We start from the raw sequence: 14,705 nt of genomic DNA, 5'->3' as shown, positions 1-14,705 counted from the left end.
GTGCTGCCGGTGACGGTCCGTTTTGGTACATGTCCTGACAGATGTCAGGTCTGATCGACACAGCCGCCAGCTATCCGATTAACAGAAAATCAATCCCTATACTTTAGCCTATTCGAAAATAATAATGTTTCGGATCGGGGGACGCCATGAGGTCTGTGGCAGAAATTTTCCGTAATCGCTCCGGTTCTGCCGCGGTGGAGTTTGCCATCGTTGCGCCGGTCTTCATCCTCGTGCTTTTGACCATGATCGCCTATGGCATATATCTGACGGCGGCCTATGCCGTGCAGCAGGTCGCAGCCGACGCCGCCCGCACCGCGGTCGCAGGCATCAATCGCACCGAGCGAGAGACGCTGGCCAAGGACTTCGTCGACAGGACCGCGCTGAACTACATTTTCCTCGACAAGAACCTTGTGAATGTGCGCGTCGGCAGCGACCCGAACAATGTCAACCAGTTTACCGTGACCGTGGAATATGACGCGACGGGCCTGCCGATCTGGAGCCTCTACAGCTTCGCGCTTCCCGACAAAACCATACGGCGTTTTTCGACCATTCGGATCGGGGGAATTTGATATGCGCGGTTACGTTTCCAAGGCCAGACATCTGCTGCGAGACCGTTCCGGCAACATCGCCATCATGGCCGGCATCACTGCACCCTTGATGATGGGCGTGCTTGCGCTGGGGGTGGACTATGGCTCACTGACGCTGCAAAAGCGTCACCTGCAGACCACCGCCGACATGGCTGCCATTTCCGCGGCCTCGGCGACGAATGCCGAGCGGGCCGTCTACCAGTATTTCCAGCTCAACGACAACAATATCGCCGTCAAAACGGCAGCCGGCATATTGACGGATACCGGCACCACTCCCTTTAACCTCGACACTGTCTTCTCCAGTCGCGACGGCTACGCGGAAGTCATCCAGGGGCGATACGTCGCAGATGCCAGTGTCGGCGTTGGCCAGCGTTTCGTGGAAAAGGCCGTCCCAACCAACGCCGTGAAAGTCAACATCGTTGAAAAAGGCCGGATCTATTTCGCAGGCACCTTCACGACAGCGCCTGACATTTCCGCCGTGGGGACAGCAGCGGCACAGCGGGTTGCGGCATTTTCCGTTGGATCAAGGGTCGCAAGCCTCAACAATGGCCTGCTCAACAACTTGCTGAGTGGGCTGCTGGGAACCGGCGTCTCGCTCAATCTGATGGACTATCAGGCTCTCGTCGCCGCCGATGTGAATGCTCTCGCGATCATCGATGCCCTGGCGCTCGACCTCAGCCTGACGGCGGGCACCTATCGCGATGTGCTGAAGACGGAAGTCGGCTACGGCAAGTTCATCACCGCGCTGATCAAGGCCACCGGCACACGACCCACCGTCACAGCGGCACTGAAAAACCTCGAAAAGACCCTCAACAAGACGACCGTCAAGTTGCGGTTGGAACAGGTGCTGGCGCTGGAACCCATTCTCGACAAGCACATCGGCAATGCCGAAAATCTGAACGTGCAGGCCGGTGTGTTCGACCTCATCACCGCAGCCGCTACGGCAGCCAATGGCGGCAAGCAGGTCAGCGTCGATGCGGGACTAACGGTACCCGGACTTGCAGGAACGAAGATTACCCTTGCCATCGGCGAACCGCCCGTCGGCACGCCGTCCGTCGCATTGGGTGCGCCCGGCACTGTCGTCAGAACAGCGCAGACGCGGCTTTCCATCGACACAAAAGTGGATGGCCTGAAAGCGCTTCTCGGTCTGTCGGTCAATGTGCCACTCTATGTCGAGGTGGCCAATGCCGAAGCAAAACTGACCGATATCCGCTGTTCGGCAAACGGAACCGGCGCTGTGGATGTCGACGTCGTGCCCGGCATTGCAGAAATTTCGCTGGGCAATGTCGACACCGCCGGTTTCAACAATTTCGGACGCGACCCGCGCGTTACCAAGGCCGCAATCGTCGACTCGCTGGTGCTCAAGATCAACGGCATGGCGCATGTCGACGCCGCCAACATGACCAAGACGAAACTGACGTTTCAGCAATCCGACATCACGCAGGCGACGGTGAAAAGCGTATCCACCAAGGATGCCACGACATCGCTGGTAAAATCACTGCTGAAAAATCTCGATGTGGATATCAACGTTCTGTTTCTGACGATCGGCTCCCCCACACTCGTTCAGGCTGCTCTTGCCGAAACGCTCTCGGTGGCCACCGTTCCCATCGACGCCCTGCTCTACAACACGCTGATGGTGCTCGGCATCAAGATCGGCGAGGCCGACGTGCGCGTCACCGACGTGCGTTGCGCCCACCCGGCTCTGGTGCAGTAAGGACGAAGCACAGCGAACTCACCACCATGCCGACAAACGCGACATGGTCATCCCAGCCAGACAGCACCCATAAAAAAACCGCCGGATCGCTCCGGCGGCTTTTGCAAATGCTTGAGGTTATCAGCCGTTGGCAACGGCCAGACGCTTTTCGTCGCGGCCGCTCTTCATGCGCTCTGACAGAAGGAACGCCAGTTCCAGCGCCTGATCCGCATTGAGACGCGGGTCGCAATGGGTGTGGTAGCGGTCGGACAGCGAATCTGCCGTGACCGTGCGTGCACCGCCGGTGCATTCCGTCACGTCCTTGCCGGTCATCTCGATGTGAATGCCACCCGGATGCGTGCCTTCGGCGCGGTGGATCTGGAAGAAGCTTTCGACTTCCGACAGAATGCGCTCGAACGGACGCGTCTTGTAGTGGTTGAGCGTGATCGTGTTGCCATGCATCGGATCACAGGACCAGACGACCTTGCGGCCTTCCTTCTCAACAGCGCGGATCAGCTTCGGCAGGCTTTCGGCAACCTTGTCGTGACCGAAGCGGCAGATCAGCGTCAGACGACCGGCTTCGTTCGTCGGGTTCAGCGCATCGATCAGCTCGATCAGATTGTCTGGCTGCAAGGATGGACCGCACTTCAGACCGATCGGGTTCTTGATGCCGCGGAAATATTCGACATGAGCGTGATCGAGCTGGCGCGTACGATCGCCGATCCACAGCATGTGGCCCGATGTGGCATACCAGTCACCGGAGGTGGAATCGATGCGGGTCAACGCTTCTTCATAGCCGAGCAGCAAAGCTTCATGGCTGGTGAAGAAATCGGTTTCGCGCAGGCTCGGCTGATTTTCCGCCGTGATACCGATGGCCTTCATGAAGTCCATGGTTTCGGAAATGCGGCTGGCCAGCTTGCGGTAACGGTCTGCCTGCGGGCTATCCTTGACGAAGCCGAGCATCCACTGATGCACGTTCTCGAGGTTGGCATAACCACCCATGGCAAAGGCGCGCAGCAGGTTCAGCGTTGCCGCCGACTGACGATAGGCATCCAGCTGGCGCTCCGGGTTCGGAATGCGCGAGGCTTCGTTGAACTCGATGCCATTGATGATGTCACCGCGGTAAGACGGCAGATCGACGCCGTTCTGCGACTCGATGTTCGAGGAGCGCGGCTTGGCGAACTGACCGGCAATGCGGCCAACCTTGACGACAGGAAGCTGCGCGCCATAGGTCAGGACAACGGCCATTTGCAGAAAGGCACGAAAGAAGTCGCGGATGTTGTCCGCGCCATGCTCAAGGAAGCTCTCGGCGCAATCGCCGCCCTGAAGCAGGAACGCTTCGCCTTCGGCAACGCTGGCAAGCTGCTTCTTCAAGCGACGCGCTTCACCGGCAAACACCAGCGGCGGATAGGTCGCAAGTGTTGCTTCCGTTGCCGCAAGCGCTGCGGCGCTGGGGTATTCGGGAACCTGCTGGATCGGCTTGTGTCTCCAGCTACCGGGCGTCCAATTCTGTGCCATGTTTTCCACCTGGTTTTAACGCCGACATTGTCTCATGCGGCGATCTCGAAAGTTGCGCGGCTTATAGCTTCAAGGACGGGCTTTGCAAAGCCGATCCTTCAAGCACCACGACGTTTCGGCCGTTTTTGTGCCTCTTAGAGCAAGAAAAGCAAATTTAACCGATTTAAAATCCCCGGAGCTTTACCGTCTCAGCTCCGGGGAAATCCAAACTTACACGCGCTGACCGTTCCTGATGCGGTAGCTCGGCGAATACATCGTCACAAGTTCTTCCGCAGCGGTTGGGTGAACGGCCATGGTGGCGTCGAAGTCATCCTTGGTGCAACCGGCCTTCAGGGTGATGCCCAGAAGCTGCGCCATCTCGCCTGCTTCGTGGCCGAGAATATGCGCGCCCACGACCTTGCGATCTGCGGCGTTGACGATGAGCTTCATGATCGTCTTTTCGGTACGGCCCGAGAGCGTCGCCTTCATGGGGCGGAACTGGGCGCGGTAGACCTCGATCTCCTCATACGTGCGGGCCGCTTCCTCCTCGGAAATGCCGACCGTGCCGATTTCCGGCTGGGAAAAGACGGCCGTTGCAATCAGATGATGATCCGGCTTGGTGGGGTTGTTCTTGAACTCGGTCTCGATGAAGCACATCGCCTCATGGATGGCGACGGGGGTCAACTGTACCCGGTCGGTGACGTCACCCAGAGCGAAGATGCCGGGCACGTTGGTACGCGAATACTCGTCGACAATGATCGCGCCCTTTTCGTTGACCGCGACACCGGCATTTTCCAGGCCCAGTCCCTGCGTGTTCGGATCACGGCCCAGCGCCAGCATGACCTGGCCGACATTGAGCGAATGGCCCTGCTTGGTGCGCGCAACGAGACCGCCTGCCCCATCCGTGCTGACCTCCTGAATAACGTCTTCCAGAAGAATGCGGATGCCCTTCTCGACCATGGCCGTGTGCAGGCCCTCCCGCATGTCGTTATCGAAGCGCGACAGGATTTCCTTGCCGCGATAGATCAGCGTGGTTTCGACACCCAGGCCATGGAAGATATTGGCGAATTCCACGGCGATATAGCCGCCGCCTGCAATCAGGATGGATTTCGGCAGCTCTTCCAGGTGAAAGGCTTCATTGGAGGAAATCGTCAGCTCGTGGCCCGGAAGGGCCGCGTGCGGATTGGGCGTTCCGCCAACGGCAATCACGATCCGCTCTGCCGTGACCGTCTGTCCGGTCTTGGTGAGCTTGACGGTGTGCGCATCGACCAGTTCGGCACGGCTGTCGAAAATATCGGCCTTGGCGTTTTCAAGACCCTTGCGGTAGAGCCCTTCCAGCCGCTCGATTTCCTTGTCCTTGGCCGCAATCAGCTTCTTCCAGTCGAAACTGCTCTGCCCGACGGTCCAGCCGAAACCGGCGGCATCTTCGAAATGCTCGGGAAATTGCGAAGCGTAGACGAAGAGTTTCTTCGGAACGCAGCCTCTTATGACGCAGGTGCCGCCATAGCGGTACTCTTCAGCAATACCGACACGTTTGCCGAGCGAGGCCGCAACACGGGCGCTGCGCACACCGCCGGAACCGCCGCCGATAACGAAAAGGTCGTAGTCATAAGATGTCATGGATCAGCCTCTGATGGATGGGAGGGGCAAGCCTTCCCCGATATGCACCTCATATAGGTGGCACACCGCACAAATGAAAAGCCCGGAGTGAAATCCGGGCTTTGAAAAATTCTGAATGGAGATGATGCCGATCAGGGCTTTGGCTTGGCAGCCGGTGTTGCGGCCGCAGGCGCGCCCGGTGCACCGCCGATATTGGCGCTGTTGGCTGGCAGCGGCTGCAGGTCTGCACCAGCGACCTTCTGAAGTTCGGTCATGCTGGAGGTGTTGAGATCGCGGTTGATGCCAGCAGCCCAGATGTCGGCAGCCTTCATCAGCTCGCGCGTGGCAATCGGGCCATCCTTGAGCAGCTTCTTGCCAGCATCGCTGCTGTAGAAGGTCGAAATGGCCTTGAGTTCATCCAGCGAGAACGCGCGTGCGTAGGTCAGGGCAGCTTCGCGTTCCAGATCGGCGCGACGTGGTGCAAGTTCCAGTGCCTTTGCGTCGACGGTTTCAGTGATCGCGTCCTGAACATTCGGCGAAGCCTGAATGAGCTCTGCCTTCAGACGCTCTGCAAGACCTGGCAGAATGTCGTCGAAACGGTCGGTCACGCCCAGAGCCGCAATTGCCTGCTTTGCAGCGGCAACGTGCTCTTCGGAAATTTCCTGCGCACGAACGGCGGTGCCGAACACGATGCCGGAAATGAGGATCGAAGCAGCGGCAGCTTTGCCCAGTCCCGCAAGTTTGATCATGAAATCTCTCGCTCCTGTTATTTTTTCGCCTGCATCACGCGGGCGCCATCCGGCCCGGCAATGATGGCAAGCGATGCCAGATTAATGAAAAGTCCGTGCTCGACAACACCGGGTATGGTGTTCAGCTCGCGTGCCAGTGCTTCTGCATCAGGAATACGGCCAAAAGATGCGTCGAAAATGAGGTGTCCACCGTCCGTTTTGAAGGGACCGTCCTCCAGCGAACGCAACTTCAATTCGCCCGAAAGACCAAGCTTTGAAGCCAGTTTTTCAATGGCAATGCAGGTTGCGACCTGGCCGAAGATGTTGATTTCGATGGGCAGGGGAAACGCGCCCAGCGTATCCACCACCTTGCTCTGATCCGCGATCACGATGACGCGAGATGAAGCGGCTGCAACGATTTTTTCGCGCAGCAATGCACCGCCGCCGCCCTTCACCAGACGCAGCCCATGGTCGACCTCGTCTGCGCCGTCAATGGTCAGATCCAGCTCCGGAAGCTCGTCCAGCGACTTCAGCGGCACGCCGAGTTCCACGCACAGCCGCGCCGTGCGCTCGGAAGTCGGCACGCCCTGAACCTTGAGACCGGAAGAGACCTTCTCGGCCAGCAGCCGAACGAATTCTTCTGCCGTGGAGCCCGTACCGATACCAAGACGCATTCCGTCTTCGACATAGGACAACGCCGCCTCTGCGGCCTTGATCTTCATTTCGCGGGCATCCATGCGGCTGCAAACTCCGGTCTGTTCAGGCGATCCGCGCCTCGACCCATCAAGGGCTCCTGACGCTGGCGAGGTGTTTACACGGGAAGAATAGCAAACGAAAGCCCTTTCGGGCGGCAACCCATGACGATCCAAAGGTTTCGTTGCAAAAGACGGTGCCTTTGCTTAGCGTTAGCGCGATAATACACAGCACATGAGGCATGCCTTGACTTCTCCCCTCGTCATATTCGATCTCGACGGAACACTGGTCGATACCGCACCCGACCTGATCGACAGCCTGAATTACGCCATTGCCGCAGCCGGTCTTGCGCCCACCACCTACGCAGACCTCAAACATCTCGTCGGTCACGGCGCGCGCGTCATGATCAAGCGCGCCTTTGCGCTTCGCGAAAAACCACTGTCCGATGAAGAACTCGAGCCGCTTTATGAGCGCTTCCTCGCGCATTATCTCGAGCAGATGCCCGGACAAAGCGTGCCCTACCCCGGCATCGTCGCAGCGCTGGACAGATTGAAAGCGGCAGGCTTCACGCTCGCCGTCTGCACCAACAAGACGACAGCTCTGGCGATACCACTTCTGGAGAAACTGGGTCTCAGCCACTATTTCGCAGCCACGACCTGCGGTGACACGTTTGAATGGCGCAAGCCGGACGCCCGCCACATCACCGGCACCATCGAAAAGGCAGGCGGCGATCTGGCCAAGAGTGTGATGGTCGGCGATAGCTTCAACGACATCGCATCCGCCAAGAACGCCAACATTCCCTCTGTTGGTGTGACGTTCGGTTACACGGATGTACCTATGGCTGAGCTTGGACCCGATGTGGTGATCGACAGCTACGACGAACTGGATGCGGCGCTGATCGAGCGGTTGATCGCGAAGCGGGTTGCTGCGGCCTGACACGCTGATAAATCCCGCAAACCTCTCCTCCGTCATCCTCGGGCTTGTCCCGAGGATCTAATCACGCTTCTGCGGATGCGACGTGGTTAGATCCTTGGGACAAGCCCAAGGATGACGGGGAGTTACGTGAGTAACCCCAAAACCGCCCAACAAAAAAGCCGCCCCAAAGGGCGGCTTTTTCAATAGTGCTACTTGCAGATTAACGCGAGTAGAATTCGACCACGAGGTGTGGTTCCATGACAACTGGGTATGGAACGTCAGACAGAGCCGGTACGCGAGCAAAAGTCGCAACCATCTTGTTGTGATCGACTTCGACGTAATCAGGAACGTCGCGCTCAGCGAGAGCAACAGCTTCCAGAACGGTAACGAGCTGCTTGGACTTCTGGCGAACTTCGATAACGTCGCCGACCTTGCAACGGTAAGAACCGATGTTGACGCGAACGCCGTTAACCGTGACGTGGCCATGGTTTACGAACTGGCGAGCAGCGAAAACGGTCGGTACGAACTTTGCGCGGTATACGATCGCGTCCAGACGGGACTCGAGCAGACCGATCAGGTTCTCGGAGGTGTCACCCTTGCGACGGTTAGCTTCGTCGTAGGTTGCGCGGAACTGCTTCTCGCGGATTTCACCGTAGTAGCCCTTGAGCTTCTGCTTGGCGCGCAGCTGCGTGCCGAAGTCGCTCATCTTGCCCTTGCGGCGCTGGCCGTGCTGGCCTGGGCCGTATTCGCGGCGGTTTACCGGGGACTTAGGACGACCCCAGATGTTTTCGCCCATGCGGCGGTCAATTTTATACTTAGACGATTCGCGCTTGCTCATCGTATTTCCTTTCAGAATGTTACACCGGTTTGTTGCCAAACCGGATCAAGGAAACACGCCCTCCTCTGAAGTCCGATGAAGGACCTCTGACAGGTTTCTCACATTTGCGAATGGAGAAGCCACGGGACATGTCGGTGATGTTGACTACCGAACGTCAGTAATGAAACTGCAAGACAGTCAACGAAACACACCGAGCATTGCTGCCCGGTGTTGAGCGGCTTCTAGACACATCTCACAAATTTGTCAAACACGCCGATCTCATTTTTTATCGCAATATCCCTTGAAACTGTCTTTTGCCACATTATTTCATCGTCGTGATCAGAACTCGGGCCCCTCTGGCGTATTACCGGACAATACGCGATGTCGAGTTTCTTAAGGTTGGGGCCACGTTATATCTATCGCACGTTCCCCATCCGTAAAGCCAACCTCGTCCGGCTAAAGGTTGACTGATGGACTTCCTCTTTTCGGATTTTCTCGGCACGCCCACATGGATGTGGGCCGTCTTCATTTCTCTCGTATTGGGTCTTCTCGCTCTCGATCTTGGCGTTCTGCATAAGAACTCCAAGGAAATCGGCATGCGCGAAAGTCTCTTGATGTCCGGTTTCTACATCGCCATTGGCTTGGCCTTCGGCGGCTGGATTTGGTACCAGTCCGGCCAGCAGTCGGCCATGGAATATGTCACCGGCTTCGTTGTCGAAAAAAGCCTGGCGATGGATAATATCTTCATCATCGCCATGATCTTTTCCTACTTCGCCATTCCCCGCCAATATCAGCACCGCGTGCTGTTGTGGGGTATCCTCGGCGTCATCGTCCTACGTGGCATCATGATTGCCGCCGGTGCTGCCATCGTCGAAAACTTCCACTGGGTTCTCTATATCTTCGCCGCGTTTCTGGTCTTTACCGGTCTCAAAATGCTGTTTTCGTCGGATCATGATGAAAACGACATCGGCAACAACAAGATATTGAAGTTCCTGCGCCGTCACCTGCCGGTGACCAATGCGCTGCACGGTGAAAAATTCATCGTCAAGGAAGTCGATGAAAAGACCGGCAAGCTGAAGACCTTCGTGACACCGCTGTTTCTCGCGCTGATCATGGTGGAAATCGCCGACCTTATCTTTGCGGTAGATTCGATCCCGGCGATCTTCGCGATCACGACCGATCCGTTCATCGTCTACACGTCGAACATCTTCGCGATCCTTGGCCTGCGTGCGCTCTACTTCGCACTGGCTGCCCTGATCCACCGCTTTGCGTATCTGAAATATGCGCTGGCTGCGGTTCTGGTCTTCGTCGGCTCCAAGATTTTCGTGGCTGATATGCTGGGTATCGCCAAGATCCCGCCGGCCCTTTCGCTGGGCATCACCGTCACCATTCTCGTGACAGGCGTCGTCGGCTCGCTGCTGGCTACGCGCAAGGAAACGAAGGTCATCGACAAGGTTTAAGGACGTTTGATCGTGATGAAGAAAGGCGGGGAAACCCGCCTTTTTTTTCGCGCATATCTATCTCTTCCGTCACCCCGCACTTGATGCGGGGTCCAGCCGCCTTGCGTCTGCAAGGCAAGAAGACTCATTTGTCGGGCACAGGGCGAGAAGTGTCTTGCGACGCGCAGACGCGCGTCTGCTGGATGCCGGGTCAAGCCCGGCATGACGGAGAGATAAACAATCCAAACACCCTACTCAGCCGCCAGCTTCGCAATATCCTCAGCCGCGTCCGCATCGCCGGGCGCGGTTTTTGCGTCGAGGTCGGGGAAGGCAACGATACGCTTGCCGGAAAAATCGGCGTGCACCACCACCAGTTCCTTCTCCTCGAAATAGCCGAGCAACATACGCGCACGTCGCGCCGAATGCGTGCCATAGGCCCGGGCAATCCGGGCGTCAGACGGGCAAGGCTCTTCGCCAAGTGCGGCCTTCACCAGCAGCAGGAACACACCCTGCAGATCATCCGAAACGTTCTTCGAAAGCTCCAGCGCCTTCTGCCAGTCTTCGCTGGCCGCCATCTCCGCATCCACGCCGGAACGGGTGATAGCCACCTGCCGACGGAATTCCGAGAGCGCCATGGGCGTGCCGGGAATGCGGCGCATGCGGGCGCGCACCAGAAACTCCTGATACAGCACCGCATCGGTGCGATAGGCCGATTGCGGATCATCCATGATTTCGGTCAGCACCAGCGAAATCTTCTCCGTCCGCTCTTCAGACGACATTTCGGGCTGGCTGCTGCGTTGCGGCTGCTGCGGCTCTGGCCCGCCAATGGCAGGCGTGGAGCGAGAAAGCTCCGCCAGAATATCCGTTGTCGGGCGCGGTGCGGGCGGCGTGCGGCGCACGGGTGCGCGGTTGAACTCTTCGGGGTCGGGCGTGAAGATCAGGTCTTCAACATCCTGCGGCGAGTCGGGCAGCGGCATCAGCTTCGGCGAGGAGGACCGCGCCGAGGTCTCGACGTTACCGATCACGATCGGCAGCGGACGGCGCGACAGCGCCGGGCCAAGCGCCACGAAATTGCCGCGCTGGAGATCACGGAACATTTCCGCCTGACGACGGTCCATGCCCAAGAGATCGGCGGCGCGCGCCATGTCGATATCGAGGAAGGTACGGCCCATCAGAAAGTTGGATGCTTCAGCCGCCACGTTCTTGGCAAGCTTTGCCAAACGCTGCGTGGCGATAACGCCCGCCAGACCGCGCTTTCGGCCACGGCACATGAGGTTCGTCATCGCGCCCAGAGACATCTTGCGCGCGTCTTCCGTCACCTCACCGGCAACAGAAGGCGCAAACATCTGCGCTTCGTCCACCACGACCAGCACCGGATACCAGAACTCGCGGTCGGCATCGAAGAGACCGTTGAGGAAGGCGGCGGCGGCGCGCATCTGCTGCTCGATATCGAGCCCTTCCAGCGTTAGAACGCAGGAAACGCGGTGCTGGCGGATGCGGTTGGCGATGCCTGCCAGCTCGCCTTCGGTGCGCTCGCCATCGACAACCACATGGCCGAACTTATCGGCAAGCGTAACGAAATCGCCTTCGGGATCGATGATGACCTGCTGCACCCAGGGGGCGGATTGCTCCAGCAATCTGCGCAGGAGATGCGATTTGCCGGAACCGGAATTGCCCTGCACCAGCAAACGCGTGGCAAGCAATTCTTCAATATCGAGCTTGGCCGCCTGCCCGCCCGATAGAGTTCCCATGTCGATACCGACCTGCACTGTGACTGTCCCTGCGACTTAGAATGGATGATGCGCTGGCTCACGCCGCGCGAACCATCTCTTTACCAAAGTTTTAACCGAATACCCCTGCCTATCGCAACAATGCACAGGGAATATCATCCTTCTTCAGGACGCAACGCGTCCCCAAGATAGTCGGCGACCGAACACATTCAGCGCCAAGCCTGCCACCACCAGCGCGCTGCCAATGACCTCCAGCAATGTGATTTCCTCGGCAAAAGCGAAATACGCACCAAGAAAACCGACGATCGGCACCAGAAGCGAAAATGGCGCAACGGTGCCTGCTGGATATCGTAGCAGAAGGAAACTCCAGATGCCCGCGCCAACGATGGTCGCACCGTAGGCCATGTAAACGACGACCAGCACCGTCATCAGGTTCGCGGACGCCAATCCTGCCGAAATCGCCTGCGGACCTTCCAGCACCAGCGAAAGCGCAACCAGCGGCAACACTGGCACGAGGCTCGTCCAGGCCACGAAGGAGACCGCATTGACGCGCCCGACCTTGCGATTGACGATATTGCCGATGGCCCAGCTGAAGGCAGCGCCGACGCACATCAAAAGCGGCACCATGGCGCTGATGTTCAGACGCTCCAGACCGATCACGGCCAGACCGCCGAATGCCACGGCGGCACCCGCAACATGGGATTTCAGCGGAATTTCACCCAGCAACGTCACCGCCAGCGCCATGGTGAAAAAGGCTTGCGACTGCATGACCAGCGACGCCAACCCGGCGGGAAGCCCCCATTTAATGGCGGTATAAAGAAGACCGAACTGCGCACAGCCCATAACCATGCCGTAGATGACCATATGCGGCCACGGCACTTTCGGGCGCGGTAAAAAGAAGACGAGCGGAACGGCGGCAAAGAAGTAGCGCAGGGCCGTCAGAAACAATGGCGGCATATCCATGACGCCGACCTTGATGACAACGAAGTTGAAGCCCCACAAAAACACGGTAACGAGGGCGAGGAGGATATGCGGCACGGCCATTTTGTTTTTATCCAATCGGGTGCCGCATGGGATTGCGGCGTTCTTAACCGGCGGCGCGCTTCCAACCGGCAGTCAGCAGGCCAGCACCGATCAGCAGGCTACCGCCTGTACGGTTGACGATGCGCTGAACATTGGGCTTGCGAATGGAGTTGCGGGCAGCACTTGCCAACAGTCCATAAAGCTCCGCGTTGCAGGTGGCAAGCACAAGAAAGGTCGCTTCGAAGATCAGCACCTGCGGCCAGAATGGCTGTGTCGGCACCAGAAACTGCGGCAGGAAGGCCACGAAAAACACGATGCTTTTCGGGTTCAGCGCAGTGACGACATAGGTATGCAGGAAAATCCGCAAGGGGCTTTCCTTAGCCGCACCATCGGACGCCTCCACCCCCTGCCCCATGACTGGCGCACGCCATAGCTTGATGCCGAGATAGATCAAATAGGCAGCACCCACCCATTTCAGACCGGTGAACAAAGTCGCCGATGTGGCCAGCAAGGCGCCCAGTCCCAGCATGGATGCCGTCATAGCCGTAAAATCACCCAGCGCAACACCGGCAACCGTGGCGGTACTCGCCTTGCGACCGTGCCCTAGCGCGTAGGAAATGACCAGAAGGATCGTCGGGCCCGGAATTGCGAGCATGACGGCAGATGCGGCCGCAAAGGCCAGCCAGTTTTCAATCGGCATTGGGACGTCCTCCGAGTAGCGAAAACCGGAGCAAGCCACCAAGCCGAAAGGATATCAAGCGCTAATTTCCGTTTACGCCGCCTTGTCATCCAGTGGACGCACGGGTGGCTGGTGACGCTGCATGGCCTGTGCCAGATCGTAATTCGCCTGCATGGCAAGCCAAGCCCTGGCAGTGCTGACGCCGGCGCGTTCAAGGCGCAAAGCTAGGTCAGGACTAATCCCTGCCCTTCCGTTCAAAACGCGAGACAGCGAAACGCGAGACATGCCCAGCCTGTTTGCGACCTCAGTCACCGAAAGCTCGAGCGCGCCGATGACGTCTTCCCGCAACAACTCGCCGGGGTGGGAAGGAAATTTCATCATCATATCGCTCCTTCAGTGGTAATCCTGATAATCGACAAGTTCGATATCGTTGTCGATAAATCGAAATGTCACACGCCAGTTGCCGTTGACCCATATCGACCAGTGCCCCTTCAAATCTCCCTTCAGAGGATGCAATTTGAAACCGGGCAGATTGATTTCGGCTGCACTTGCAGCGACATCCAGAAGAGTCAAAATTCGTCTGAGTTTTGCTGCGTGCGCGTTCTGAATGCCCTTCGTCGTTCCTAGCAGATAGAAGGCTTCCAACCCTTATGTCGAAAACTGACGATCATGAAACTGACTGTATCGCGTATCGCCTCACGTTACAATTCACTTTCTGCAAAACCCCCTCCGCCAGCAAGCCAGACGGAGGGCTATTCCCTCAAAAGCGCGGGAACCAGGGTGGTATCAGCGGCTGGCCCGGCAGTGGTTTTCTTACAGGAAGGCCGATGTCACGACGCATGTGATCCGATAGATGCGAGACATGCAGTCGCGTTTGACGGTGTTGCCAGGCGACAAACAGCATAGCCTTGAATGTCGTCCAGACACCGAAATGCCGGAACAGGTCGTCAACCGCTTTCGAAACGTCATTTACACGTAATGATTGTTCATTGGACATAGGAAATCCGTCCCGGCGCGATCAAGCGACCAGGTCCTTTCGTGATGAGAAAAGACGCGCAAGAACGACGGACGCAGCTATGCTGCTACGACAGATCGATTTGCAACGTGTTTAGTGTGTGAAATGCCTTTCGGCAGAGAAAAGCCTGAGAACAGGACTTTTATCGAAGAGATGCGCCAATAATCACGGTCAACACCGTTGGCATCCGTCGAGCTACGCCAGAGAGGCAATTATGCATAAATGTATTCATTGTATACGCCTCCTGATGGTTTGAGTTGCGAGCCTGAGTTTTGTGACACAGCTCTTTT

Annotated in this window: 15 protein-coding genes; 4 read left to right on the top strand and 11 right to left on the bottom strand. The window is 57.8% G+C overall.

Going from position 1 to position 14,705, the window contains the following annotated elements; all coding sequences use genetic code 11:
- Positions 1-146: 146 nt before the first annotated feature.
- Both ASF29_RS06440 and ASF29_RS06435 read left to right on the top strand, forming a co-directional pair.
- On the top strand, positions 147-569 hold the full coding sequence (locus ASF29_RS06440; protein ID WP_062449698.1) for a TadE/TadG family type IV pilus assembly protein: 423 nt from the start codon (positions 147-149) through the stop codon (positions 567-569).
- Between the two features lies 1 nt (position 570).
- A complete protein-coding gene (locus ASF29_RS06435; protein WP_062449697.1) occupies positions 571-2,301 on the top strand; it encodes a pilus assembly protein TadG-related protein in 1,731 nt (576 codons plus the stop codon).
- Between the two features lie 120 nt (positions 2,302-2,421).
- On the opposite strand, the gene ASF29_RS06430 is transcribed toward ASF29_RS06435, so the two are convergent.
- The 4 genes from ASF29_RS06430 to rpiA all read right to left on the bottom strand — a co-directional run bounded on the left by ASF29_RS06430 (position 2,422) and on the right by rpiA (position 6,841).
- Positions 2,422-3,798, bottom strand: a complete 1,377-nt coding sequence (locus tag ASF29_RS06430; RefSeq protein ID WP_062449695.1) for a 3-deoxy-7-phosphoheptulonate synthase class II — start codon at positions 3,796-3,798, stop codon at positions 2,422-2,424.
- A gap of 210 nt (positions 3,799-4,008) precedes the next feature.
- Complete coding sequence (gene gor, locus ASF29_RS06425) at positions 4,009-5,397, bottom strand: glutathione-disulfide reductase (RefSeq protein WP_062449693.1); 1,389 nt, start codon at positions 5,395-5,397, stop codon at positions 4,009-4,011.
- 131 nt (positions 5,398-5,528) lie between these two features.
- Positions 5,529-6,125: a DUF2059 domain-containing protein gene (locus ASF29_RS06420; RefSeq protein ID WP_062449691.1), complete on the bottom strand. Its 597-nt coding sequence runs from the start codon at positions 6,123-6,125 to the stop codon at positions 5,529-5,531.
- Between the two features lie 17 nt (positions 6,126-6,142).
- The gene (gene rpiA / locus ASF29_RS06415; protein ID WP_062449689.1) at positions 6,143-6,841 is read right to left on the bottom strand and encodes a ribose-5-phosphate isomerase RpiA; all 699 of its coding nucleotides are present in this window, start codon (positions 6,839-6,841) and stop codon (positions 6,143-6,145) included.
- Between the two features lie 202 nt (positions 6,842-7,043).
- Here rpiA and gph point away from each other — a divergent pair, with 202 nt between their 5' ends.
- On the top strand, positions 7,044-7,733 hold the full coding sequence (gene gph / locus ASF29_RS06410) for a phosphoglycolate phosphatase (RefSeq protein WP_244473501.1): 690 nt from the start codon (positions 7,044-7,046) through the stop codon (positions 7,731-7,733).
- Between the two features lie 199 nt (positions 7,734-7,932).
- On the opposite strand, the gene rpsD is transcribed toward gph, so the two are convergent.
- On the bottom strand, positions 7,933-8,550 hold the full coding sequence (rpsD, locus tag ASF29_RS06405; RefSeq protein ID WP_062449685.1) for a 30S ribosomal protein S4: 618 nt from the start codon (positions 8,548-8,550) through the stop codon (positions 7,933-7,935).
- Between the two features lie 449 nt (positions 8,551-8,999).
- Between rpsD and ASF29_RS06400 the strand changes: the two genes are divergently transcribed.
- Positions 9,000-9,989, top strand: coding sequence for a TerC family protein (locus ASF29_RS06400; RefSeq protein ID WP_062449683.1), 990 nt, complete (start codon positions 9,000-9,002; stop codon positions 9,987-9,989).
- Positions 9,990-10,219: 230 nt separating this feature from the next.
- Here the strand turns inward: ASF29_RS06400 and ASF29_RS06395 are convergent, their stop codons facing one another.
- The 6 genes from ASF29_RS06395 to ASF29_RS23845 all read right to left on the bottom strand — a co-directional run bounded on the left by ASF29_RS06395 (position 10,220) and on the right by ASF29_RS23845 (position 14,397).
- Positions 10,220-11,737, bottom strand: coding sequence for an ATP-binding protein (locus ASF29_RS06395; protein ID WP_062449682.1), 1,518 nt, complete (start codon positions 11,735-11,737; stop codon positions 10,220-10,222).
- Between the two features lie 126 nt (positions 11,738-11,863).
- Positions 11,864-12,742 (bottom strand): EamA family transporter, encoded by an 879-nt coding sequence (locus ASF29_RS06390; protein ID WP_062449680.1) that lies wholly within the window; start codon positions 12,740-12,742, stop codon positions 11,864-11,866.
- A gap of 43 nt (positions 12,743-12,785) precedes the next feature.
- On the bottom strand, positions 12,786-13,421 hold the full coding sequence (locus tag ASF29_RS06385; protein WP_062449678.1) for a LysE family translocator: 636 nt from the start codon (positions 13,419-13,421) through the stop codon (positions 12,786-12,788).
- 72 nt (positions 13,422-13,493) lie between these two features.
- The gene (locus ASF29_RS06380; RefSeq protein WP_062449944.1) at positions 13,494-13,781 is read right to left on the bottom strand and encodes a HigA family addiction module antitoxin; all 288 of its coding nucleotides are present in this window, start codon (positions 13,779-13,781) and stop codon (positions 13,494-13,496) included.
- A 12-nt stretch (positions 13,782-13,793) separates the two neighbouring features.
- A complete protein-coding gene (locus ASF29_RS06375) occupies positions 13,794-14,045 on the bottom strand; it encodes a type II toxin-antitoxin system RelE/ParE family toxin (RefSeq protein WP_244473500.1) in 252 nt (83 codons plus the stop codon).
- A gap of 115 nt (positions 14,046-14,160) precedes the next feature.
- Positions 14,161-14,397 carry a DUF1127 domain-containing protein gene (locus ASF29_RS23845; RefSeq protein WP_082453406.1) on the bottom strand — a complete coding sequence of 79 codons (237 nt, stop codon included), beginning with the start codon at positions 14,395-14,397 and terminating at the stop codon, positions 14,161-14,163.
- Positions 14,398-14,705 lie beyond the last annotated feature (308 nt).

Source organism: Rhizobium sp. Leaf262, assembly GCF_001422245.1.
GTDB lineage: Bacteria > Pseudomonadota > Alphaproteobacteria > Rhizobiales > Rhizobiaceae > Agrobacterium.
This window is presented reverse-complemented; position numbering and strand designations above follow the sequence as displayed.

Excerpts from the sequence above, each read along its gene's own strand:
- ASF29_RS06440 (WP_062449698.1), top strand. The coding sequence starts at position 147 with ATGAGGTCTGTGGCAGAAATTTTCCGTAATCGCTCCGGTTCTGCCGCG.
- ASF29_RS06435 (WP_062449697.1), top strand. The coding sequence starts at position 571 with ATGCGCGGTTACGTTTCCAAGGCCAGACATCTGCTGCGAGACCGTTCC.
- ASF29_RS06430 (WP_062449695.1), bottom strand. The coding sequence starts at position 3,798 with ATGGCACAGAATTGGACGCCCGGTAGCTGGAGACACAAGCCGATCCAG.
- gor (WP_062449693.1), bottom strand. The coding sequence starts at position 5,397 with ATGACATCTTATGACTACGACCTTTTCGTTATCGGCGGCGGTTCCGGC.
- ASF29_RS06420 (WP_062449691.1), bottom strand. The coding sequence starts at position 6,125 with ATGATCAAACTTGCGGGACTGGGCAAAGCTGCCGCTGCTTCGATCCTC.
- rpiA (WP_062449689.1), bottom strand. The coding sequence starts at position 6,841 with ATGGATGCCCGCGAAATGAAGATCAAGGCCGCAGAGGCGGCGTTGTCC.
- rpsD (WP_062449685.1), bottom strand. The coding sequence starts at position 8,550 with ATGAGCAAGCGCGAATCGTCTAAGTATAAAATTGACCGCCGCATGGGC.
- ASF29_RS06400 (WP_062449683.1), top strand. The coding sequence starts at position 9,000 with ATGGACTTCCTCTTTTCGGATTTTCTCGGCACGCCCACATGGATGTGG.
- ASF29_RS06390 (WP_062449680.1), bottom strand. The coding sequence starts at position 12,742 with ATGGCCGTGCCGCATATCCTCCTCGCCCTCGTTACCGTGTTTTTGTGG.
- ASF29_RS06385 (WP_062449678.1), bottom strand. The coding sequence starts at position 13,421 with ATGCCGATTGAAAACTGGCTGGCCTTTGCGGCCGCATCTGCCGTCATG.
- ASF29_RS06380 (WP_062449944.1), bottom strand. The coding sequence starts at position 13,781 with ATGATGAAATTTCCTTCCCACCCCGGCGAGTTGTTGCGGGAAGACGTC.
- ASF29_RS23845 (WP_082453406.1), bottom strand. The coding sequence starts at position 14,397 with ATGTCCAATGAACAATCATTACGTGTAAATGACGTTTCGAAAGCGGTT.